This is a genomic window from Parasphingorhabdus sp. (genome assembly GCF_039982395.1).
GTDB lineage: Bacteria > Pseudomonadota > Alphaproteobacteria > Sphingomonadales > Sphingomonadaceae > Parasphingorhabdus.
In genome coordinates, this window is sequence record NZ_JBDWYO010000001.1 from 489892 (window position 1) to 510041 (window position 20150).

Consider the following 20150-nt stretch of genomic DNA (forward strand, 5'->3'; position numbering starts at 1 on the left):
GCAAGGGTTGCTAGACGGGCAACGAGAGAAAACGGGACAATATGATGAGCGACATCGAAGCGATCAGGGAAAAATATCTGGAGCAGATTGGCGCAGCAGCCGATGGCGACGCACTGGAGGCTATTCGCGTGGCTGCGCTTGGCAAGAAGGGCGAGATTTCCCTGCTGCTGAAAACCTTGGGAAAAATGACACCGGAAGAGCGTCAGGAACAAGGCCCGAAGATCAATGGCACGCGGCAAGCCGTCGCTGATGCGATCGCTACCCGCAAAGAGCTGATGGAGACCGAAGCGCTCAACGCGAAGCTTGCGATCGAAAAGCTCGACCTTACCTTGCCCCCGCCCATGGCGCCGAAAGGCAGCATTCATCCCGTCAGCCAGGTGATGGACGAACTGGCGGAAATATTCGCAGACCTCGGCTTCTCCGTCGCCACCGGTCCGGAGATTGAGGACGACTGGCATAATTTCACCGCGCTCAACATTCCGGACACGCACCCCGCGCGGGCAATGCATGACACATTCTATTTCCCACAGACCGATGAAGACGGGATGCCAAAGCTGCTGCGCACCCACACGTCGCCGGTGCAGATCCGCACGATGATGGATGTTGCCAAGCGAACCGACGGGGCCGGCGAGCCCATCCATATCATCGCGCCGGGCCGCACCTATCGTAGCGACAGCGACGCGACCCACACACCGATGTTCCATCAGGTTGAAGGCCTGGTGATCGATAAGGGCATCCAAATGGGTCATCTCAAATGGACACTGGAAACCTTTGTCCGCGCCTTTTTCGAGCGCGACGATATCGAGTTGCGCCTGCGCCCGAGCTATTTCCCGTTCACCGAACCAAGCGCCGAAATCGATCTCGGTTTCTCGGTCGAAAAGGGCCGCCGGATCATCGGTGGTGATCCGCGCGGTGAAAATGGCGGCTGGATGGAGATTCTGGGTTCCGGCATGGTGCATCCCAATGTCATCCGTAATTGCGGCCTAGATCCCGATGTCTGGCAGGGCTTTGCCTTTGGCTGCGGCATCGACCGGCTGGCGATGCTGAAATATGGTATGAACGACTTGCGCGCCTTCTTCGACGGCGACCTGCGCTGGGCCGACCATTATGGCTTTGATGCACTGGACGTTCCGACATTGAGCGGAGGAGTGGGCGCATGAAATTTTCCCTAAGCTGGCTCAAAGCCCATCTCGACACCGATGCAAGCCTGACCGAGATTACCGACAAGCTGACCGATATCGGTCTGGAGCTGGAAGGGCTGGAAAACCCTGCCGATTCTTTACGCCCATTCCGCGTCGCCAAGGTTATCGAAGCCGGGCCGCATCCCAATGCCGACAAGCTGCAATTGCTGAAGGTCGATGATGGCTCGGATGAACCGTGGCAAGTCGTCTGTGGCGCGCCCAATGCCCGCAAGGATATGGTCGGCGTATTCGGCCCTCCCGGCACCTATATTCCCGGCAGTGATTTTACCTTGAAGCCTGCCAAAATTCGCGATGTCGAAAGCTTTGGCATGATGTGCAGTGCGCGCGAACTTGAGCTTGGCGAAGACCATGACGGTATCATCGAATTGCCGTCGGATGCTCCTGTTGGCAGCAGCTATGCGGACTATGCGCAACTGGACGATCCCGTCATCGACGTCGCCATCACCCCCAATCGTCAGGATTGCATGGGCGTGCGCGGCATTGCCCGCGATCTGGTGGCCGCAGGCATGGGTACGCTCACGCCGCTGGATATTGAGGCCATTGCCCGCAAAGGCGCCGGTCCCGATATCGCGATTGAGGATCCGGAAGGCTGCCCTGCCTTTTACGGCTGCACCGTCAGCGGCGTGGCCAATGACGCCTCGCCCGACTGGATGCAGGCACGCCTGAAATCGGCTGGACAGAAGCCAATTTCCGCGCTGGTCGATATTACCAACTATGTCACGCTCGATCAGGGCCGGCCGCTGCACGTCTACGACGTCGCCAAGCTCAACGGCGGCCTGGTTGCGCGCAAGGCGCAGGCCGGTGAAAAGCTGGTCGCGCTCAACGACAAGGAATATATGCTCGACGAGACCATGACCGTGATCGCCGATCAGGCGGGCGCACATGGTATCGGTGGCATCATGGGTGGTGCGGCCAATGGCACCGACGAAAACACCAAAGATGTGCTGATCGAATGTGCCTATTTTGACCCGGCCCATATTGCCCGCACAGGACAGAAGCTGATGCTGACCAGCGATGCGCGGCAACGGTTCGAGCGCGGTGTTGACCCTGCCTTTCTTGATGACGGGGTCGAAATTGCGACGGCGCTGGTGCAGGCCCTTTGCGGCGGCCAAGCCAGCGAGATCACCCGTGTCGGCAAAGCGCCGACGGATCAGCGCACAATCGCATATGATCCAAGCCAGTGCAGTTCACTGGGTGGACTGGATGTTACCCCGGACAAGCAGAAGAGCATTTTGGAAGCTCTGGGCTTTGTTGTTGGCGATGATTGGCAAGTCACAATTCCAACCTGGCGCCGGGATATTGCCGGTTGGCAAGATCTGGTCGAGGAAGTCATCCGGATGGAAGGGCTCGATAAGGTTCCATCAACGCCGCTCCCTCGCAAACCGGGCGTAGCGAAACCCACTGCCTCGCCGGAACAGATGTCCGAACGCAAGGCGCGACGAGCGGCGGCTGCTCGCGGCTTGAACGAAGTCGTCAACTGGAGCTTCATCTCCGAGAAAGAAGCCGCGCCCTTCGGCGGCGGCACATGGTCGCTCGCCAATCCGATCAGCGAAGACCTCAAGGTCATGCGGCCATCGCTGCTGCCCGGCCTGATCTCTGCTGCCCAGCGGAATGTTGCGCGCGGAGCGTCATCAATCCGCTTGTTTGAAGTCGGACGGCGCTATCTGGAAAGCACAGAGCATCCGACCATTGGCTTGGTGCTCGCCGGTGAAAATCGCGCCCGCAGCTGGCAGGCTGGCGCGGCCAGTAAATTTGATGCCTATGACGCAAAAGCCGAAGTGCTTGCGATATTGGACGCCGCAGGCGCACCGACCGAAAAGCTGATGGATTTCGCCGAGGCTGGTGATCACTATCATCCCGGCCAGTCCGGCACGTTACGACTGGGCCCCAAGAAGATTCTCGCATCTTATGGCGTGCTCCATCCATCGGCAGCCAAGGCCATGGGCCTAAAAGGCTCCGCTGTAGCCGCCGAGATATTCCTCGATGCGATCCCGTTGAAGAAAAAATCGGGCCATATGCGCGATGCCTTTGCGCCGCCTGCGCTGCAGGGGGTGACTCGCGATTTCGCCTTCATCGTCGATGCGGCGCTGCCAGCGGGCGATCTGGTGCGCGCGGTCAAGGGCGCTGACAAGAAGCTAATCACCGACGCGCGGATTTTCGATTTGTTCGAAGGGCCGAGCGTAGGCGAAGGCAAGAAGTCGCTGGCGATCGAGGTGACGTTGCAACCGACGGACGCGACACTGACCGAAGAGGATTTGAAAGCGCTGTCTGACAAGGTCGTGGCGAACGCTGCCAAGTTGGGGGCGGGGTTGCGTGGATAATCGCCAACGCGTGATAATAGCTGTTACATTTGCCTCACTTGCAGGCTGTGCTGAACATTTGACAAGCACAAATCTCGATTTTTGTGAGATGGCAAAGGGAGAAACAGGGAACATTGGTGATGCCGTAGTCGTCAGAGCCGCAGCATTGGGTGAGCCTCATCATGGTTATTCTCTGTTCCAAGCAGATTGCGATAGCCAATTGGATGTGATTTTTGATGATTGGGATGATCTTCCGGTACATTGGGGCAACGCAATGGAGTTAGCTCCCGCCGGTAAAGCCGCAGTGTTCACTGTCAAAGGCAGATTGGATGCGTACAAGCCAATGGACGATAATCCATCACACAGAATTATTCGTGTGGGCAACATCAGCGACATCTCATCAATCGAATACTTGCCGGAAAGAACAGAGGTGCCGGCACGAGCATTCGCGTATCCTGAAAAGAAGAACAAATGACCAAACCACGCCGGACATTCGCGATCATCTCTCACCCCGATGCGGGTAAGACCACGCTGACCGAGAAGCTGCTCTTAAAAGGCGGCGCTATTCACCTGGCCGGAGAAGTTAAGGCGCGCGGTGACAACCGGCGGGCGCGGTCCGACTGGATGAAGATCGAGCAGCAGCGCGGGATTTCCGTGACGAGTTCCGTCATGACCTTTGAACGCAACGGCATTGTCTTCAACCTGCTCGACACACCGGGCCATGAAGATTTCTCCGAGGACACTTATCGCACACTGACCGCCGTCGATAGCGCAATCATGGTGATCGATGCGGCTAGCGGTATCGAGGCGCAGACACTAAAGCTTTTCGAAGTCTGCCGGTTGCGCAGCGTACCAATCATCACCTTCGTCAATAAGGTCGACCGCGAAGGGCGCGATCCGTTTGAACTGCTCGACGAAGTTGCCGACAAATTGGCTTTGGATGTTTGCCCGATGAGCTGGCCGGCCGGCATGGGCGGACAGTTTGAAGGCGTCTATGATCTTGCCAACAACCAACTGCACCAACCGACCGGTGACAGCAAAATATATGATGGCGTGACCCAGCAATATACAGGTCTGGATGATCCGAACTTGGCCGAAGTGCTGAGCGGAAGCGCGCTTGAGCGCCTGACCAGCGAAGGTGAATTGGCCCAAGGCGGCTATAACAGCTTTGATCTGGAAGCTTATCAGAACGGAGACCTGACACCGGTCTATTTTGGTTCGGCGCTTAAACAATTTGGTGTCGAAGAACTGATTGAGGCCATTGCCGACTATGCACCATCGCCCCGGCCGCAGCCTGCAGAACCGGAACCGATTGATCCGGCCAGCGACGATATCACCGGCTTTATTTTCAAGGTTCAGGCCAATATGGACCCGCAGCATCGTGACCGGATTGCCTTCATGCGCCTCTGTTCCGGCGAGTTTAAGCGTGGCATGAAACTGACGCCCTCGGGGCTCGGCAAACCGATTGCAATCCACTCGCCCATCCTGTTCTTCGCGCAAGACCGCGAGATCGCCAATACGGCGGAACCGGGCGACATCATCGGCATCCCCAATCATGGCACATTGCGGGTCGGCGATACATTGTCGGAAAAAAACCAGGTGCGGATCACCGGCCTGCCCAATTTCGCGCCCGAAATTCTCCGCCGCGTGATCCTGCGCGATCCGACCAAGACCAAGCAGCTGCGCAAGGCACTGGACGACCTGTCCGAAGAGGGCGTCGTGCAGGTTTTCTACCCCGAGCTCGGCGCCAACTGGATCATCGGCGTGGTCGGACAGTTGCAGCTGGAGGTGCTGGTTTCCCGGCTAGAGGTGGAATATAAGGTCGATGCCTATCTAGAAATCGCCCCGTTCGAGACCGCCCGCTGGATCAGCGGCGATGATGCGACCTTGCAGACCTTTGCCAACATCAACCAGAGCGCCCTCGCCAAAGACCGCGATGACAATCTCGTATTTTTGGCAAAGTCGGCATGGGATGTCGGCTATCAGGAAGAGCGCAATCCGGAGATCAAGTTTAGTGCTACGCGGGAGCGGTAAAATTCCTAGCTTAGTTCAAAATAGACGCCATCGAAGCGAACGAGCTTCTTACTGCTTCCCTTAGCCCCGCAACAAGAACACCGCATGTTCCGCCAACAAGTTGGCTGCCGCTTTGCTCGTTTGCGCATCACCGCTCAGGAACCACTGCCCTTCCTGCGCATATTTGCCGTCCTGCACCAGCGCGCGGAAATCGTCGATCGTGACATGGTGGATATTGGGCGTGTCATACCAGCGCTGCGGGAGCAACCGGGTGACCGGCATCCGACCGCCGAAGAATAAGGCCATGCGCACCCGCCAATGGGCAAAATTGGGGAAGCTGACAAAGGCCTGCTGGCCGATCCGCAGCAGCTGGTCGAGCATGATATCGGGCCGATGGGTGGTCTGCAGCGTCTGGCTGAGGATCGCATAGTCGAAACTGCCGTCGGGATAGGTGGCCAGATCGGAGCCGGCATCGCCCTGCACCACCGAAAGCCCCTTGGCGACCGCACTGGCGACATTGGCAGGATCAATCTCCAGCCCGCGCGCATCGCAACCTTTTTCATCGCGCAAGGCGGCCATTAAGGCACCATCGCCGCAGCCGATATCAAGCACCCGGCTGCCCGGAGCGATGTTATCAGCGATAATCTGAAGGTCGGGGCGGAGTTTGATCATGCGGCGCACTCTGCGAAGCGGGAGACAGAAGATTTTTGCGCACAAAGACACGAAGGCATGAAGAGAAGGACAGGCGATCTCTTCTTGGTGCCTTTGTGGCTTAGTGCGAATCCAAAACGGCGCGAAAGACAGGATAAAATCGGATCTGCGGTCATTTCTCCTCCCCCGCCTTCAGAAAGCCGTCGACAATCCGATTCATCTCCGGGTTCTCCAGCAGGAAGCTGTCATGGCCGAACGGGCTTGAGAGCTCCATGAAGCTCACCTCGGCACCCGCGGCGTTCAGTGCGTGGACCATCGTCCGGCTTTCGCTGGTTGGATAGAGCCAGTCGGTGTCAAAGCTGATCAAGCAAAAGCGGGTTTTGGAGCCTGCAAAGGCATTGGCCAACACACCGCCATGTGCTTCGGCCAGATCAAAATAGTCCATCGCCCGGGTGATATAGAGATAGCTGTTGGCATCAAAGCGGTCGACAAAGCTGATCCCCTGATGCCGAAGATAGCTTTCAACCTGGAAATCGGCATCAAAGCCGAAGGTCTTGGCATCTCGGTCCTGCAACCGCCGGCCGAATTTTTCAGTCAGGCCTTCTTCCGACAAATAGGTGATGTGCGCCGCCATCCGCGCCACAGCCAGACCACTGCTGGGCGGGTCATCGTCGGCATAATAAGCGCCACCACGCCAGCGCGGATCGGCCATGATCGCCTGTCGCCCCACTTCGTGGAAAGCGATATTCTGGGCGCTATGCCGCGCGGCCGATGCAATGATCACCGCCGATTTGACCCGATCCGGATAAAGCGCCGCCCAGCTTACTGCCTGCATGCCCCCCATCGAACCACCGACAACCGCATGGAGCCGCTCGACTCCGAGATGGTCAAGCAGCAAGGCCTGCGCGCGCACCATGTCAGCGATGGTCAACACTGGAAAATCCATACCCCAAGGAGTCTCGGTCGCGGGATTGATCGTCGCGGGACCAGAACTGCCGAGGCAGCTGCCAATGACATTGGCGCAGATGATGAAATGACGTTCGGTATCAATCGGTTTGCCCGGACCCACCATCCGCATCCACCAGCCATCCTTGCCGGTGATCGGATGGGTCGAGGCAACATATTGGTCCCCGGTCAGCGCATGGCAGATCAATATCGCGTTGCTGGCATCCGCGTTGAGCTTACCATAGGTTTCATAGGCGAGATCGACCGGCGCAAGCTTTGCCCCGCTGTCCAGCGGCAACGGCCCGAGCAAGCGGACCTTTTTGTCCAATCCAAAACGCACATCTTCATTCATGATTAGAGGGAGCTAAGCGGCGAAATCCCGACCGTCAAATGATAATGCTGTTGACTGACAGGACGCAAAGGTTAGTCCGGCCACACAGATTATCTCTAGACAAGCGGACCAAGGCAATGAGCGCACCAAAACCAAAAGACTGGATCATGGGAATTGCACCCTATGTACCGGGTAAATCCAGCGGTGATGACGGCAAAAAACTGGTCAAACTGTCGGCCAATGAAAATCCCTTGGGATGCAGCCCCGACGCCACCGCAGCATTGAACGCTGCTTCCGCTTCTGTGGACCGCTATCCCGACCCCGGCTCGACCAAATTGCGCGAGGCCATTGCTGCGAAATTTAATCTCGACCCAGCGCGGATCATTTGCGGAACAGGTTCGGATGACGTGCTCCACCTGGCCGCCAATGCCTTCAGTGGCCCGGGCGACGAGATCATCTACGTCAGATATGGCTTTGCGGTCTATGATATTGCGGCACGGCGCTATGGCGGCACACCGGTGATCGCCGATGACCTTGATCATGGTACAGATGTCGATGCGATATTGGCGAAGGTCAATGACAACACACGGGTTGTTTTTGTCGCCAATCCCAACAATCCAACCGGCACATTCTCAAGCCGCGAAGAAATCGCGCGACTGCAAGCAGAGCTTCCTGGCCACGTCTTGCTAGTACTCGACGGCGCTTATGCCGAATATCTAGAAACCGACGAAGATGACGGAGCCCTGTCGCTCGCCGAGAGCAAGTCCAACGTGCTGGTCACCCGAACCTTTTCGAAGATTCACGGCCTCGCTGCCGAACGTATCGGCTGGGGCTATGCTTCGGCAGAGATTATCGATGCGATGAACCGGATCAGATTGCCCTTCAACGTGACCACAGCCGGCCAGGAAGCGGCTCTTGCTGCTTTGGCTGCAGATGCTTTTGTTACCTCCAGTCGCGACCACAACCGGCGATGGCGACAATGGCTGAGCGACGAGATGGGCGCACTCGGCAATCACGGCCTCCGGGTCGTCCCGAGTCACACCAACTTCCTGCTGGTCCTGTTCGAGGGCAAGGTCACCGCAGAGCAGGCCAATAGCGCTTTGCTGGACAAGGGCTATGCCGTACGCTGGCTTCCCGGTCAGGGGTTGGTCAACGGCCTGCGGATGACCATCGGCACAGAAGCGGAAACGCGTGGCTTGGCGCAAGCCTTGCGCGAAATATTGGCAGCAGCCGACTGATGCTGCCTTTTACCAATATCGCGATCATCGGTCTCGGACTGATCGGCTCCTCCATCGCTCACGCGGTACGAGAAACCATGCCATCTGCCCGCCTCACCGGTTTCGACAGCGACCCCGCTACCCGGGCGCGCGTCATCAAACTGGGTTTTTGCGATGATATCAGCGACAGTGCCGGAGCAGCGGTGACCGATGCAGACCTGGTCATGCTGTGCGTGCCTGTCGGCGTGATCGGAGAGGTTGCTGCCGAAATCGCCGCCGACCTGCCAGATGATGCTATTGTCAGCGATGTGGGATCGTCGAAAGAAAGCGTACTTACCGCCTTAACCAAAGCGCTGCCCAATGCCCGCATCATTCCGGCCCATCCCGTCGCCGGCACCGAAGACAGCGGTCCGGATGCTGGATTTGCAACGCTGTTCCAGGAACGCTGGTGTATCCTCACACCGCCGGAGGATGCAGCCGAAGGCGATATCGAACGCGTGAAAGCCTTCTGGGAAAAACTCGGTGCCAATATCGAGATCATGGATGCCAAACATCATGATCTTGTCCTCGCTGTCACCAGCCACCTGCCCCACCTCATTGCCTATACGATCGTCGGCACTGCATCCGACCTCGAAGACGTAACCCGCGGTGAGGTAATCAAATATTCTGCTGGTGGTTTTCGCGACTTCACGCGGATTGCAGCTTCCGATCCAACGATGTGGCGCGACGTATTCCTGTCCAACAAGGAAGCCGTTCTTGAAATGCTTCAGCGCTTCTCCGAAGACCTTACGGCACTGCAAAGAGCAATCCGGTGGGACAAGGGAGACGAATTGTTCGACCTGTTCACCAAGACACGGGCCGTCCGCCGGCGGATTATTGAAGAAGGCCAGGATGATGCCGCTCCCGATTTTGGTCGGACGCATGATTGAACCTGTTTGAGTTGCCCTTGCGCACATTGCGGCGGAGTGGTCAGAAACCCAACATGGACTAATGTCATCGACTAGCCTATTCAAGTCTCTGAAATTATACTGATTTCGGATTGAAGGAGAGCAGAGCCTTTGCGGTACCCATCATATATCAACTGTTTGGCGCTGGCCCTTTGCACTATCGCGCTGCCCGTTTCAGCTGTCTCCGCCGAGACTATCCCTGAACTGGATATCATGGCTGAGGCGGCGGTCGACGAACAGACAGGGATTAAATTCGCGCAAGATCAATCTGCCCGCGGAGAATTTCTTGAAGCCCTTGCAACACTTGAGCGGGTTTTGGCACTCCATCCCAAATCGAATACCGCACGTTTGCTGCATGCAGTAAACCTATGCCGGATCGATGATCAAATGGGTGGCGCCGTTGAATTGGGAAAACTTAAGGCGCAGGATTTCCCTCAAGAACTCTGGACAGAGGTCATGAAAATCTGTCCTCTGGCGGGTAAGGAATAGACCATGATATCGCTTCAGTCCTGTGCCTTCAAAGCGGCCCTCCTCGGTTTAATATTCTCCGGTTTTGCGCCAGCCGTGGCAGATGCAGCGCCTGTACAAGTGGGCATCGCGGCAACCGTTGTCGGTGACGTCCGTCGCAGCAATGCGACCATCAAGAAACCCATCAAAATACCACGTCGTCAGCGGCTGGCCTGGGGTGACATGTTGACCACCAAGAGCAAGAGCAAGCTACAGATTCTTTTGCTCGACAGATCCAGCCTGACCATCGGATCCAATGCCCGCTTGGCAATCAATCGCTTTGTTTATGATCCAGGTAAGAAACGATCATTGGGCGCAACGGTGAGCAAAGGCGCATTTCGTTTCATGTCCGGCCGCAAGACCAAAAATTCTTCCGCTACATTGAATACATCGGTCGGTACGATCGGTATCCGGGGCACGGCGCTGGACGGTGTGATCGGAAAAGATGCCGTGAAAATTGCCAAGAAGGAACCGTTTTTGAATGGCGTCCAAAGCGACAAAGATACGGCAATGCTAGTGGTTTTGCGCGGACCCGGTGCAAATCAAAGCGGTACTTTGGACATCGGCCTTGCTGATGTCAGCGCAGCGGGCAAAACGGTGACTCTGGATAAGCCTATTTTGGCGGCCTATATCCCCAAATTGGGAGCCGAGCCTATTGGCCCTTTCACTCTATCGGCCAGCGGCCTGTCGCAATTGCAGGATATGCTTGCACCCAGTGTGACCAATGCGAACAAGAAAAGCGGCTTGCTAGGGAAATTGCTTCCGGCGGCGGTCATTGGTATCGGTGTCGGCCTGCTTTTGCCGGGCAGCGGTCCAAGTGAATGCACAAATCCTGATGCAGCGGGTATTTGCTAAGAGCACTAACCAACCGCAGAAAAGCGCTATTTTTGGGTCGCCTCAAAGACGCCGTCCCAATCTTTCGTAACAGGGCCAGCCGACAGCTCATCGATCCGCTCACGGTACACTTCAACCAGTACGGACAGGCCCGCATCTCCATAGACCGAGGCTTGTTGATTCAACAGATCACCCGCAGCGGTCCATTGCTGTTCACGATATAGCGCCAGAAATTTGTCATGCTGGCTCTGCAACATCGCAAAATCGGTCCCCTCATTCATTGACTCGTCTCCAAGCAAAGCAAAAACCGTGTCCGATGCATCACGCCCGACCACCTTGACCCGATCCAGTTCCAGCAGGGCAAAACCCTGCAAATGAGCGGCCAGTGCGCTCCCGATCAAAATTTGCACGCCATATTGCTTTGTCAGCCCCTCAAATCGGGACGCGATGTTCACCGTGTCGCCGATCAACGTATAGGATAGCCGCTGTTGTGATCCCATATTGCCCACACAGCACAGGCCTGCATTCATTCCGATACCAATTTGCACATTAGGCGGCCAAACCTGTCCCGCCTTTTGCGGCTGCTCTTGGTTCAGCCGTTCCAGACTGTTTACCATCTGCAGCGCCGCCCTTGCTCCGTTGCGAAATTGATCAGGATCATCCAGCGGTGCATTCCAGAATGCCAATATTGCATCGCCAATAAACTTATCAACGGTGGCCTTGCGATCTAGCAATATATTGCACATCGGGGTCAGGAACCCGGTGAGGAAATTAATCACTTCCTTCGGACCATATTGCTCTGAAATTCTTGAAAATCCACGTATATCGCAGAATAACACCGTCATCTCGCGCTCTTCTCCACCAAGCTGTAACCGTTCTGGATTGGCAGCAATTTGCCGGACCATTTCAGGAGAAAGATAGCGATCAAACGCAGTATGGATATAAGCCCTCTGCTGCTCTTCCTGCCGAAAACTCAAGAGTGTTTGCAAGGCATAGACGAGTATGAGCGTCATGATCGGCCACGTCGGGTCCAACAGATATTGCATCTGATCAAAGGCCACCCAGCTGCCAGCTGCGACCGCAACCGTTGCGATCGCTCCTATGGCCGCGCCGATGATGGCGCGGGCTTTTGGCAACAATATCGCCAGCAGACCGCCAAGCAGGATGATCAAAAGAAACTCCAGACCTGGAGCCCAGTCCGGGCGCGTCAGAAAATGCCCCAGGATAATTTGTTCTGCCGCCTGCGCATGGACTGTGACTCCCGGCTCATTGTCGCTTTGTGGGGTTGAGACCAAGTCACGCAATCCGGTGGCACTGGCGCCGACAAACATGATCTGCCCTTCTACCGCAGCGCGCAATTCCTCTGGTAGAACATCGTCAGAAAGAATCTGCCATGCCGGAATCGTGCGTTCTGGTGCCGGTTCGCTAAAATGCATCCACAGCTCGCCAGCGGCTGTGGTTGGGACATCGAAATCTCCAACCCGAAGGCTGACAACTGCGCCAGATGCGCCAGACGTTTCACCGCTACCATCGCTGGTTTTCACCAATATCGAATCTGCCTGTTGCGCGACCCGCAGGGCTTCCAAAGAAAGCGACGGCACCAGCTGCCCGTTGTAGAAAAAAACCATCGGTGCTCGGCGCAATATTCCATCCGTATCGCCGACAATGCTTAGCGATCCAAGTCCGGCCGAAGCCTCTCTCAATTGCGGCAACGATTGAACCGTACCTCGATATTTTTCTACCGATTCAATGGGTGGGGATCCGAGCACCGCCATACCCGATGGCAGTTCGATCGACTCGCCACGCTCTTCTTGTAACAGGAAAAACCCGCTCACAACGGGGGCCAAAGCAAAGCTATCCGCTAGCACAGCATCGCTGTTGGGAAGGTTCAACAACGAACGAACAAGGGCTGCATTGCCTGCCTGATCTTCTAATTGCCCTGCAATCTGATCGGGTGATGTCCGGTCCGGTTCAGAGAAAACAACGTCAAACGCGATCGCAGCAGCACCGGCGTCAGAGAGCCTTTGCGTTAATCGGGCAATTTCCGTCCGCGACCACGGCCATTGTCCCAACCGTTCGACCGATTCCTCGTCAATGTCGATGATACGGACGCCCGCATCTTCATAGGCTCGCGGCGCGGCATTCTGATAGCTATCGAACACCATCAATCCCAAGCGCTCGAAACCAGGAATGGCGGAAAATTGAAGCGCTGCAATGCCAAAAACAACTAGCAAACCGGCAACTGTAGGTCCGGTTCTAAATTGCTCTGGCCACCATCCGGTCAATCCACTCCAAATCCTGCTCATTGTCCCCATGTCGCTTGGATTGCCTTAGTCACGACCGAACTGCAAGCCACCATAAGAAATAAGGAATGCGGCACGGCCTAGTCGTTCAGCATATTGATGGCCGCATGAACCCGGTCGCGAATATCGTCTCGATCAAGACCCGGCTCGATTTCTGGTTGCACCTCATAGGTGATAACGCCGCTTTTCTGTACAAATGTATCCCTGGGAGAGACAATGCCGCTGTTCAGGGCAACCGGCACCAACGGGATACCCATGAGCTTGTATATTCCCGCAAATCCGGTTTGCAGCTCCGGACGCTCACCGTGCCGGGCTCGACTTCCTTCGGCAAAAATAACAATGGGTCGGCCTTCTTTGACAGCCTTTTTGGCTTGCTTGATAATTTGCCGCATCGCTGCACCACCACCATCTCGGTCTATACCAAGAAGGCCATGCCGCGTCGCGACCCATCCCCATAAAGGGATCACCAGCAATTCTTTTTTGGCAATGACCACAGGCTTGTCGAAATGCCGCAGCAAATCGATCGTTTCGAACATGCTTTCGTGCTTAAACACATAAAGCAATGGTTCATTGCGTATCTCGCCTTTCACCTCGACCCGGATCCCCAGAACCGAGCGGGCGCACAGATAATGGTATCGACTCCAATATTGCGCCATATAGTAGATAGTCGTGGGCCAGAAAAACGCACCGATGAAGGTGGCCATTATGATCGGTACCGAACCGACGTAGAAGACGGCCATAAAAATCAAAGATCGAATGAGTGCCAGCATTCTCAGACACCCGCCAAAGCAGCCAGCCGGCGCATCAGATATTTATTATACTCCGTGAACAGGGTCCCCAGCGACGGTTCGGTATGCACAGCGTCCGACAATATCAGGACCTCTGGAGGCATCGCTCTTTCCAGTTCCAGCCGCGCACGCCGCATATGCCAGTCGGACGTCACCAGCCGGACGGACTTGTCTCCCCTTCTGGCTGCCCAACGCGCAGTCTCCAAGGCGTTCGATCGCGTATCAACCGCCTGAAACCCTAGATCAATGCAACAGTCGAACAAGGCGACAGGCCGGTCATATTCGGCTGCAAGCTCAGCTGGCTTCACATCCCGATCGACACCAGAGATTAGTAACCTGCCTGCGGTTTTGGCCGTAACAATATCCAATGCGCGATCAATCCGGCCCGCACCGCCGGTCAGAACAACCACAGACCCTGTGTGGGAATCATCATCCGCCGGGCGCGGCAAATCGATGGCGAACCAGGCGAAGCCTATGATCCATAGCAACAGCAGAAAAGAGAACAGGCGCAAAATCATGCAACTAAGCTACAATATCTTCTTCAGGGCGCCAATAACCGTCAACTTGGCGGTCACCATAGCAAGGAACATTCCCAATATCGGAATGGCGGCAATTATCAACCAGCTCCACCAATTGAGGCCAACCGATTGCACCAGACCAGAGTCAAGGGCCGTCAATTGCGTGCTGATCAGCCAGATAATCCCTGAGCCGCCTGCCAATCCAAGCAATCCACCTAGCAGCGCGTCCAAAGCGATACGCCGTTGGAACAATCGACTGATCTGCGCATCCGTGCCCCCCAGTAGATGAACCACAGCGATGGTTTCGGTGTGGGTGTTGAGCGCTGATCGCGCCGAAATGATAACGGCCGCACCGGTTGCAAGAGCGAGCAGCCCAACCAAACCGAAGGCAATCCACTGAAAGGATCGCACCAGAGAGATTACCGGGGCAATATAACCGCTGCTTGGCTCTACACGAGCGCTCGGCGCAATCGATCGAAGCGCGCTGCGAAGCGATTGATATTCCGCTTCGGTGGCGACACGGACCAATTTCAGATCGATCAATGCGGGTAGCGGAATATCATCGGCGAGATCCTGCCCACCGAGCCAAGGCTCAATAAGAGCCTCTATCTCGTCAGATGGCAGCAGGCGCACCTCTTCGATGATCGGCAATGTGCGCAATTGCTTCGCCGCAGCGGCGGCCTGCCGGCCGCGAATTCCGGGATTGGCTTCCACGATTTGTACAGTCGCGCGACTGGAGAGTTCGTCGGACACATCCCCCATGGCATGGGTCATGGCGAGCCCGGCCGCAGTCGCCAGAACCGTCAGAAAAATCATAATCGCGATAACCCATGGCATGGGGCCGGACAAGCGGCCCTCTGGTATCAATCGCCGATCATGACCCGGAATGACAAAGAACTTAAGCATGTTTCCCAGACCCTATTGCTGCTGGTCTTTGGGAAGCGGGGGATGGCGCAACGATCCGGTGGGGTCCGCAAGCATCCCTTTTTCCAGCCGCATCATCTGCGCACCGGGTATCTTGCTCAGCAAATGGATATCATGAGTGGCGACAACGATTGTGGTGCCAAGCGTATTGAGAGCCTCGAACAATTGCAGCAACCGAATGGCCATATCGGGATCGACATTGCCGGTGGGTTCGTCCGCCACCAATATTTCGGGCCTGCCAATCACCGCGCGGGCAATCGCCACACGCTGTTGTTCACCGCCGGAAAGCGTCGCCGGCCGTGCCGACGCCCTATCTCCCAGACCGACCCAATCGAGCATCTCCGCCACCGGTGTTTCGAGATCTTTCTCACGGACCCCGGCAACCCGCAGCGGAAGCGCAATATTATCGAAAGCCGAAAGATGTGGCACGAGACGAAAGTCCTGAAACACCACCCCAATCCGTCGCCGAAAGCCCGGCAACCGTTCCCGTGGCATGGTAACCGCATCTTCGCCAAACAACCGAATAACCCCGCGGCTCGGTCGCTGTGATAAATAAAGCAACTTCAACAGGGATGTTTTTCCCGCTCCGGATGCGCCGGTAAGAAAATAAAAGCTACCAGGATAAAGTGTGAAATTCAGATCGGCCAAGGTCTCAGTGCCCGCGCCGTAGCGCAGACCGACATTTTCAAATCGAACAATTTCGTCCATTTGTGCTCTACATTCCAATAACGTGGCGAAATATTGCCCGGTCACGGGACCAATAGGCCGGGAAGACCATCCAAATCAACTGCGCGATCCACCATTGTGATTCCTATGCGCGAGAAAACGCGAAAATATAGGCTTCGGTCTCAAATCGCCCAAGCAGCCACTTGCAGTTTGCCGTCATGGCGTGTTTAGAGGGGGTGTCATGATTTTGAATTGCCCGGCTTGCACAACCCGCTATCTCGTACCCGACAGCGCCATTGGGCTCAATGGCCGTTCGGTGCGTTGTGCATCCTGTCGCCATAGCTGGTTTCAGGAAGCCATCCTGCCGGAAAAAGAATTGGTTGAAGCGCCGGCTACCGGGACAGTAGCACCAGAAAAAAAAGCGGAAACCGTTGCAGCGGAAGATATAGCGCCGACACCGCCTTCCTCTCCTGCGCCGGCATCAACCCCGCCACCGCCAATATCCGTTTCACCCGGCTATGCCGCCGCTGAAAGCAGTTTTGCGCACGAGCCTCCATTCAAACCGCGCCGCAATCCAGCGAAACTATGGACAATGGCAGCCATTGCCTTCGCGGCGCTGGTGCTAGCTGCCGGGGCGGCTCTCTATATTTTCGGACCGCCGCAGTGGGTTTCGGACTATGAATTCGCCTCGGTTGACGAAACACCTTTGCTCATCGAGCTAAGCCAGAAACAAGACCGCCGTACGCTGCCGGACGGCACAGAATATTTTGCCGCTAGTGGAACGATCATCAACCCGACCACCGGCGATCAGGTTGTCCCCCCCATGCTGGTCATCTTGCGCGATGCCAGCGGTCGGGTTGTCTATAGCTGGAAAATGAAAGCGCCAGCGACCTCCCTGGCCCCGGGCGCAAAAATCAACTTCAACGAAGCAAAGCTCGACGTGCCGCGCGCGGCTAGCCAGCTTGAAGTCGGATGGGCTGACCAAGCTAGAGAATAAGCACGCGGCTCAATTTGGTCAGTGAAATTCTTGCAGTTGAATTTTCGAGTGATCAACACTTATCAACTCACCGGTCGAGCGAAGAGGTGCCAATTGAAATATAGCACCACTACCGATCCCTGCATTTGCGCCAAGACGGGTGATCGGTTTTTCAAAATCGATCGTTTCTCCCCGAAGGATTCGGGCGCTTGCCGTGACCTGTACGTGCGATGGTGCGTCAATTGAAGACCCCTCTGGTGCACCGCCGAGAAGAAGCATGAAGAGAAACAGACTGTCCATAAGGCAGGATAAAGCGGAACACAGGCCGGCTGAACAAGGTAAATAGAAGGTTAACGCCGCCATTTTCCAGCGCGTTCATGAGAAAAGTGGTCCGATGACGATGTTTGTGCGATTGCGGGACAAAAGTGTTGCGCCGGTTAACGCCAAAACCACCCGGCAACGAATATCTGTTGCGGCTAAGAAACCCCTTTGCTAAGGGCACGCGCCTACCCGGGACACTATAGTCCCAAGCTAGTGACAGTGCGGTCGTGGCGGAATTGGTAGACGCGCAGCGTTGAGGTCGCTGTGGGGTTAATACCCCGTGGAAGTTCGAGTCTTCTCGACCGCACCAGTCAAGCCTAGCCAATTGCATCAATATATAGAAAATGCGCACCGCCTGGAAAATTACCGGGCAGACGTTGCATCTGCTCAACCAGAGCGATTATCTGCAAAATCCAAAACAATTTTTTCTCGCCATTTCGGATAAGCAGAGCCATCGGCAAGTGCGGATGAAGGCAGTGAAAGCCGCATTGTTTCGACCTTTTCTGCCAGTGTCTCCGGCGTGACATTCCATAAGGCGGTTATCGCCTCTCGCGTTTCCGGCAACAGAGACTGGTCTTTCACTCTTGCGGTACACGCCATCGCCACACCCATTGCCATATCGGCAGCATTTGTCCCCGCCAAAGCTTCTGCTTCCAAAAATTCTGGTGCGCCAGACGGTCCAGCGTAACATAAAGCCAGTCCGACACCGGCCCAAAGGTCCGGATGTCGCTCGCTCGCCATGCCTCCAATCGTAGCTGCCGCTTTTTGGACATCCGCGCCACTGATAAACCAGATTCCGCGGCCAGCGCCCTGATCATATGCTTGCGATGCATAGCCTTCTAGGACCCGTTTCGGACCCGCGAGCGTTTTTTCCGGTTCAAAATACATGTTGTGATAGCCAAGACCGTCATAGGCCAACCATCGATAAAGCGGATCAAGTTCAGCCAAGATCCCTTTCTCACGCCACGCCAGCTTTGATATCGTCAATCCAACACCAGCATGAACCAGAATTGGATATTGCTCTGCGAACAGCGCAAGATAGCGCGGCAGCATGGCCTTACGGAACGGCAGGCTATCCACTAGAGCGCTGCCCATTGCAGCGCCTTCAACAAAAAACCCCCGCAACAACAAGCTTTCCTGTTCAAGTGCTTGGGTGATTTCTGTGAACGAACGAGCCGATAGTGTCAGATTATAGCCACGCAGAAACGCCTTGCCGATCGACTCCAGCCTTTCTTCATGGCTTTTTTCCGCGAGTTCAAATCCCCGCACGCGAAACTCGACACGCCGTGGATCCAGCGCCAGGAACTTTCGAATAAATGCGGGTGGCGGCTTGAGTTGATCGATCCCGGTCATTGCTTGCTATTCCACATAATTTCTACATTGGTCTGTTTCTCATAACCCAATCAGAGGCTTGCAGCAAAATATCTTGATAGCGCCGAGCCGGAAATCGGTGGCGATTGAAAAACTATTTATCTTAAGCGGCCAACCACAGGGATCACACTTGAATTTGTTAACCAGCTCGTAGCGATATGGCCTCAAATTTTGGCAGCTGTCCAAAGGAGAGGCAATGAAATCGATATTGGTCGTCGGCATTCGCGGCATTCCTGATGTCGAAGGTGGTGCAGAAAAATATGCTGAGCAAGTCTTCCCCCTCATCGCTAGTCGGGGCTGGAAGATATGCATCGCCGGAGTGAAGCCTTTTATGCGGGCCGGCCAATATCGTGGCGTCTCTCTCTGGATTGCGCCGTCTGTTGGACTCAAGATGGTCGACGCATGGCTCTATTCTGTTGCGACCCTAGTCAAAGCCATTCGAATGCGGCCCGACATTGTCCATTTTACCGAACTGCAATCCGCTCTTTTGCTTTGGGCCTACAAACTGATCGGTTGCCGGGTCGTCGTACGCTATAACACTGACTGTCACGCAGACCCAAAGACTGGACCAAGCAAATGGGTCATGTTCTGCGCCAAATATCAGTTGCGCTGGGCAGACAATATCATAGCCGTGACACCAGCCCTCGCGAAGAAACTGAGGTCTTCCGGCAAGGAACACGATATTCATATCATTGGCAACGGTCTCGACCAGCCAGAGGCCTTCCCGGAATATGTGCCAGCGCCGATCACGGGAAGCTATATTCTTTTCGTAGGCCAGATAAGTGAGAAGAAAAATATTCACAGCCTGATTGCCGCGTTTCGGGTCTTCGTCAAACGTCACCCGCAAATGCAATTGGTGATCGTTGGCGCCTGGCACAAAAATGCCGATCGCACACAGATAAAAGCATTGGGCGACGAGCGGATCGTGATGCTAGGAAGCCTGCCACGGACCGCGTTGGCCCCGCTGTATCGGGGCGCACGGTTTTTCGTGAACCCGTCTATCCGCGAAGGACATTCCAACACTTTACTTGAGGCCATAGGCTTGGGGTGCCCGGTTTTGCTTAGTGATCTGCCCGAAAACCGAGACCTTAGACTCAATGCCAAACACTATTTTAATCCCGGCAATATTCGGAGCATGATCAGTGCCCTTCATCGGGCCCATGCCAATCCAGCGGGGTTTCGCGTAAAGCCCGATCGCTTCCCGCAATGGCAAGATATCGCGGAACAAACCCATCAAGTCTACAAGACGCTAGTCACTGTTGATGCGGCCCATCCAGCTTCGCAAGGAAAACCCTTGCGAAGTTAGATGGATCGTTGCCACAAATCGACAGCGCGC

Annotated in this window: 19 protein-coding genes and 1 tRNA gene; 11 read left to right on the forward strand and 9 right to left on the reverse strand. The window is 55.7% G+C overall.

The window, feature by feature from the left end; translation table 11 throughout:
• Positions 1–44: 44 nt before the first annotated feature.
• The 4 genes from pheS to ABJV08_RS02460 are packed head-to-tail and all read left to right on the forward strand — an operon-like array spanning position 45 to position 5536.
• The gene (gene pheS / locus ABJV08_RS02445) at positions 45–1160 is read left to right on the forward strand and encodes a phenylalanine--tRNA ligase subunit alpha (RefSeq protein WP_348038885.1); all 1116 of its coding nucleotides are present in this window, start codon (positions 45–47) and stop codon (positions 1158–1160) included.
• Positions 1157–3523, forward strand: a complete 2367-nt coding sequence (gene pheT / locus ABJV08_RS02450) for a phenylalanine--tRNA ligase subunit beta (protein ID WP_348038883.1) — start codon at positions 1157–1159, stop codon at positions 3521–3523. The genes pheS and pheT overlap by 4 nt, the downstream gene beginning before the upstream one ends.
• Positions 3516–3977, forward strand: a complete 462-nt coding sequence (locus ABJV08_RS02455; protein WP_348038881.1) for a hypothetical protein — start codon at positions 3516–3518, stop codon at positions 3975–3977. Before pheT ends, ABJV08_RS02455 begins: the two co-directional genes overlap by 8 nt.
• On the forward strand, positions 3974–5536 hold the full coding sequence (locus ABJV08_RS02460; protein WP_348038879.1) for a peptide chain release factor 3: 1563 nt from the start codon (positions 3974–3976) through the stop codon (positions 5534–5536). The genes ABJV08_RS02455 and ABJV08_RS02460 overlap by 4 nt, the downstream gene beginning before the upstream one ends.
• 60 nt (positions 5537–5596) lie before the next feature.
• On the opposite strand, the gene metW is transcribed toward ABJV08_RS02460, so the two are convergent.
• A complete protein-coding gene (gene metW, locus ABJV08_RS02465) occupies positions 5597–6184 on the reverse strand; it encodes a methionine biosynthesis protein MetW (RefSeq protein ID WP_348039307.1) in 588 nt (195 codons plus the stop codon).
• 154 nt (positions 6185–6338) lie between these two features.
• Positions 6339–7463 (reverse strand): homoserine O-acetyltransferase, encoded by a 1125-nt coding sequence (locus ABJV08_RS02470; protein WP_348052687.1) that lies wholly within the window; start codon positions 7461–7463, stop codon positions 6339–6341.
• Positions 7464–7579: 116 nt separating this feature from the next.
• Between ABJV08_RS02470 and hisC the strand changes: the two genes are divergently transcribed.
• The 4 genes from hisC (at position 7580) to ABJV08_RS02490 (ending at position 10968) form a co-directional block, all read left to right on the forward strand.
• Positions 7580–8680, forward strand: coding sequence for a histidinol-phosphate transaminase (gene hisC / locus ABJV08_RS02475; RefSeq protein ID WP_348038875.1), 1101 nt, complete (start codon positions 7580–7582; stop codon positions 8678–8680).
• Positions 8680–9588, forward strand: coding sequence for a prephenate/arogenate dehydrogenase family protein (locus ABJV08_RS02480; protein WP_348038873.1), 909 nt, complete (start codon positions 8680–8682; stop codon positions 9586–9588). The genes hisC and ABJV08_RS02480 overlap by 1 nt, the downstream gene beginning before the upstream one ends.
• A 129-nt stretch (positions 9589–9717) precedes the next feature.
• The gene (locus tag ABJV08_RS02485; protein WP_348038871.1) at positions 9718–10095 is read left to right on the forward strand and encodes a hypothetical protein; all 378 of its coding nucleotides are present in this window, start codon (positions 9718–9720) and stop codon (positions 10093–10095) included.
• 3 nt (positions 10096–10098) lie between these two features.
• Positions 10099–10968 carry a FecR domain-containing protein gene (locus ABJV08_RS02490; RefSeq protein ID WP_348038869.1) on the forward strand — a complete coding sequence of 290 codons (870 nt, stop codon included), beginning with the start codon at positions 10099–10101 and terminating at the stop codon, positions 10966–10968.
• A gap of 26 nt (positions 10969–10994) precedes the next feature.
• On the opposite strand, the gene ABJV08_RS02495 is transcribed toward ABJV08_RS02490, so the two are convergent.
• From ABJV08_RS02495 to ftsE, 5 genes are all read right to left on the reverse strand, one after another.
• Positions 10995–13253 carry an adenylate/guanylate cyclase domain-containing protein gene (locus ABJV08_RS02495; protein WP_348052685.1) on the reverse strand — a complete coding sequence of 753 codons (2259 nt, stop codon included), beginning with the start codon at positions 13251–13253 and terminating at the stop codon, positions 10995–10997.
• Positions 13254–13330: 77 nt separating this feature from the next.
• A complete protein-coding gene (locus ABJV08_RS02500) occupies positions 13331–13990 on the reverse strand; it encodes a lysophospholipid acyltransferase family protein (protein ID WP_348038865.1) in 660 nt (219 codons plus the stop codon).
• 32 nt (positions 13991–14022) lie between these two features.
• Positions 14023–14556, reverse strand: a complete 534-nt coding sequence (locus ABJV08_RS02505) for a YdcF family protein (RefSeq protein ID WP_348038863.1) — start codon at positions 14554–14556, stop codon at positions 14023–14025.
• Between the two features lie 9 nt (positions 14557–14565).
• Positions 14566–15462 carry an FtsX-like permease family protein gene (locus ABJV08_RS02510; RefSeq protein WP_348038861.1) on the reverse strand — a complete coding sequence of 299 codons (897 nt, stop codon included), beginning with the start codon at positions 15460–15462 and terminating at the stop codon, positions 14566–14568.
• 12 nt (positions 15463–15474) lie between these two features.
• The gene (ftsE, locus tag ABJV08_RS02515; RefSeq protein WP_348038859.1) at positions 15475–16188 is read right to left on the reverse strand and encodes a cell division ATP-binding protein FtsE; all 714 of its coding nucleotides are present in this window, start codon (positions 16186–16188) and stop codon (positions 15475–15477) included.
• 199 nt (positions 16189–16387) lie between these two features.
• Here ftsE and ABJV08_RS02520 point away from each other — a divergent pair, with 199 nt between their 5' ends.
• Positions 16388–17143, forward strand: a complete 756-nt coding sequence (locus ABJV08_RS02520; protein ID WP_348038857.1) for an MJ0042-type zinc finger domain-containing protein — start codon at positions 16388–16390, stop codon at positions 17141–17143.
• A gap of 18 nt (positions 17144–17161) precedes the next feature.
• Here ABJV08_RS02520 and ABJV08_RS02525 read toward each other — a convergent pair whose 3' ends face one another.
• A complete protein-coding gene (locus ABJV08_RS02525) occupies positions 17162–17485 on the reverse strand; it encodes a hypothetical protein (protein ID WP_348052683.1) in 324 nt (107 codons plus the stop codon).
• 179 nt (positions 17486–17664) lie between these two features.
• On the opposite strand from ABJV08_RS02525, the gene ABJV08_RS02530 reads away from it, so the two are divergent.
• Positions 17665–17753: transfer RNA gene (locus tag ABJV08_RS02530), tRNA-Leu, on the forward strand.
• Positions 17754–17830: 77 nt separating this feature from the next.
• Here the strand turns inward: ABJV08_RS02530 and ABJV08_RS02535 are convergent.
• On the reverse strand, positions 17831–18796 hold the full coding sequence (locus ABJV08_RS02535; RefSeq protein WP_348038853.1) for a DUF1702 family protein: 966 nt from the start codon (positions 18794–18796) through the stop codon (positions 17831–17833).
• A gap of 214 nt (positions 18797–19010) precedes the next feature.
• Here ABJV08_RS02535 and ABJV08_RS02540 point away from each other — a divergent pair, with 214 nt between their 5' ends.
• Positions 19011–20120, forward strand: coding sequence for a glycosyltransferase family 4 protein (locus tag ABJV08_RS02540; protein WP_348038851.1), 1110 nt, complete (start codon positions 19011–19013; stop codon positions 20118–20120).
• Positions 20121–20150 lie beyond the last annotated feature (30 nt).

Coding starts and splice junctions, on each gene's coding strand:
- ABJV08_RS02500 (WP_348038865.1), bottom strand. CDS start 13,990: ATGGCCGTCTTCTACGTCGGTTCGGTACCGATCATAATGGCCACCTTC.
- ABJV08_RS02490 (WP_348038869.1), top strand. CDS start 10,099: ATGATATCGCTTCAGTCCTGTGCCTTCAAAGCGGCCCTCCTCGGTTTA.
- ABJV08_RS02520 (WP_348038857.1), top strand. CDS start 16,388: ATGATTTTGAATTGCCCGGCTTGCACAACCCGCTATCTCGTACCCGAC.
- ABJV08_RS02460 (WP_348038879.1), top strand. CDS start 3,974: ATGACCAAACCACGCCGGACATTCGCGATCATCTCTCACCCCGATGCG.
- ABJV08_RS02510 (WP_348038861.1), bottom strand. CDS start 15,462: ATGCTTAAGTTCTTTGTCATTCCGGGTCATGATCGGCGATTGATACCA.
- ABJV08_RS02495 (WP_348052685.1), bottom strand. CDS start 13,253: ATGAGCAGGATTTGGAGTGGATTGACCGGATGGTGGCCAGAGCAATTT.
- ABJV08_RS02470 (WP_348052687.1), bottom strand. CDS start 7,463: ATGAATGAAGATGTGCGTTTTGGATTGGACAAAAAGGTCCGCTTGCTC.
- pheS (WP_348038885.1), top strand. CDS start 45: ATGAGCGACATCGAAGCGATCAGGGAAAAATATCTGGAGCAGATTGGC.
- ABJV08_RS02535 (WP_348038853.1), bottom strand. CDS start 18,796: ATGACCGGGATCGATCAACTCAAGCCGCCACCCGCATTTATTCGAAAG.
- ABJV08_RS02525 (WP_348052683.1), bottom strand. CDS start 17,485: ATGGCGGCGTTAACCTTCTATTTACCTTGTTCAGCCGGCCTGTGTTCC.
- ABJV08_RS02540 (WP_348038851.1), top strand. CDS start 19,011: ATGAAATCGATATTGGTCGTCGGCATTCGCGGCATTCCTGATGTCGAA.
- pheT (WP_348038883.1), top strand. CDS start 1,157: ATGAAATTTTCCCTAAGCTGGCTCAAAGCCCATCTCGACACCGATGCA.
- hisC (WP_348038875.1), top strand. CDS start 7,580: ATGAGCGCACCAAAACCAAAAGACTGGATCATGGGAATTGCACCCTAT.
- ABJV08_RS02480 (WP_348038873.1), top strand. CDS start 8,680: ATGCTGCCTTTTACCAATATCGCGATCATCGGTCTCGGACTGATCGGC.
- ABJV08_RS02505 (WP_348038863.1), bottom strand. CDS start 14,556: ATGATTTTGCGCCTGTTCTCTTTTCTGCTGTTGCTATGGATCATAGGC.
- ftsE (WP_348038859.1), bottom strand. CDS start 16,188: ATGGACGAAATTGTTCGATTTGAAAATGTCGGTCTGCGCTACGGCGCG.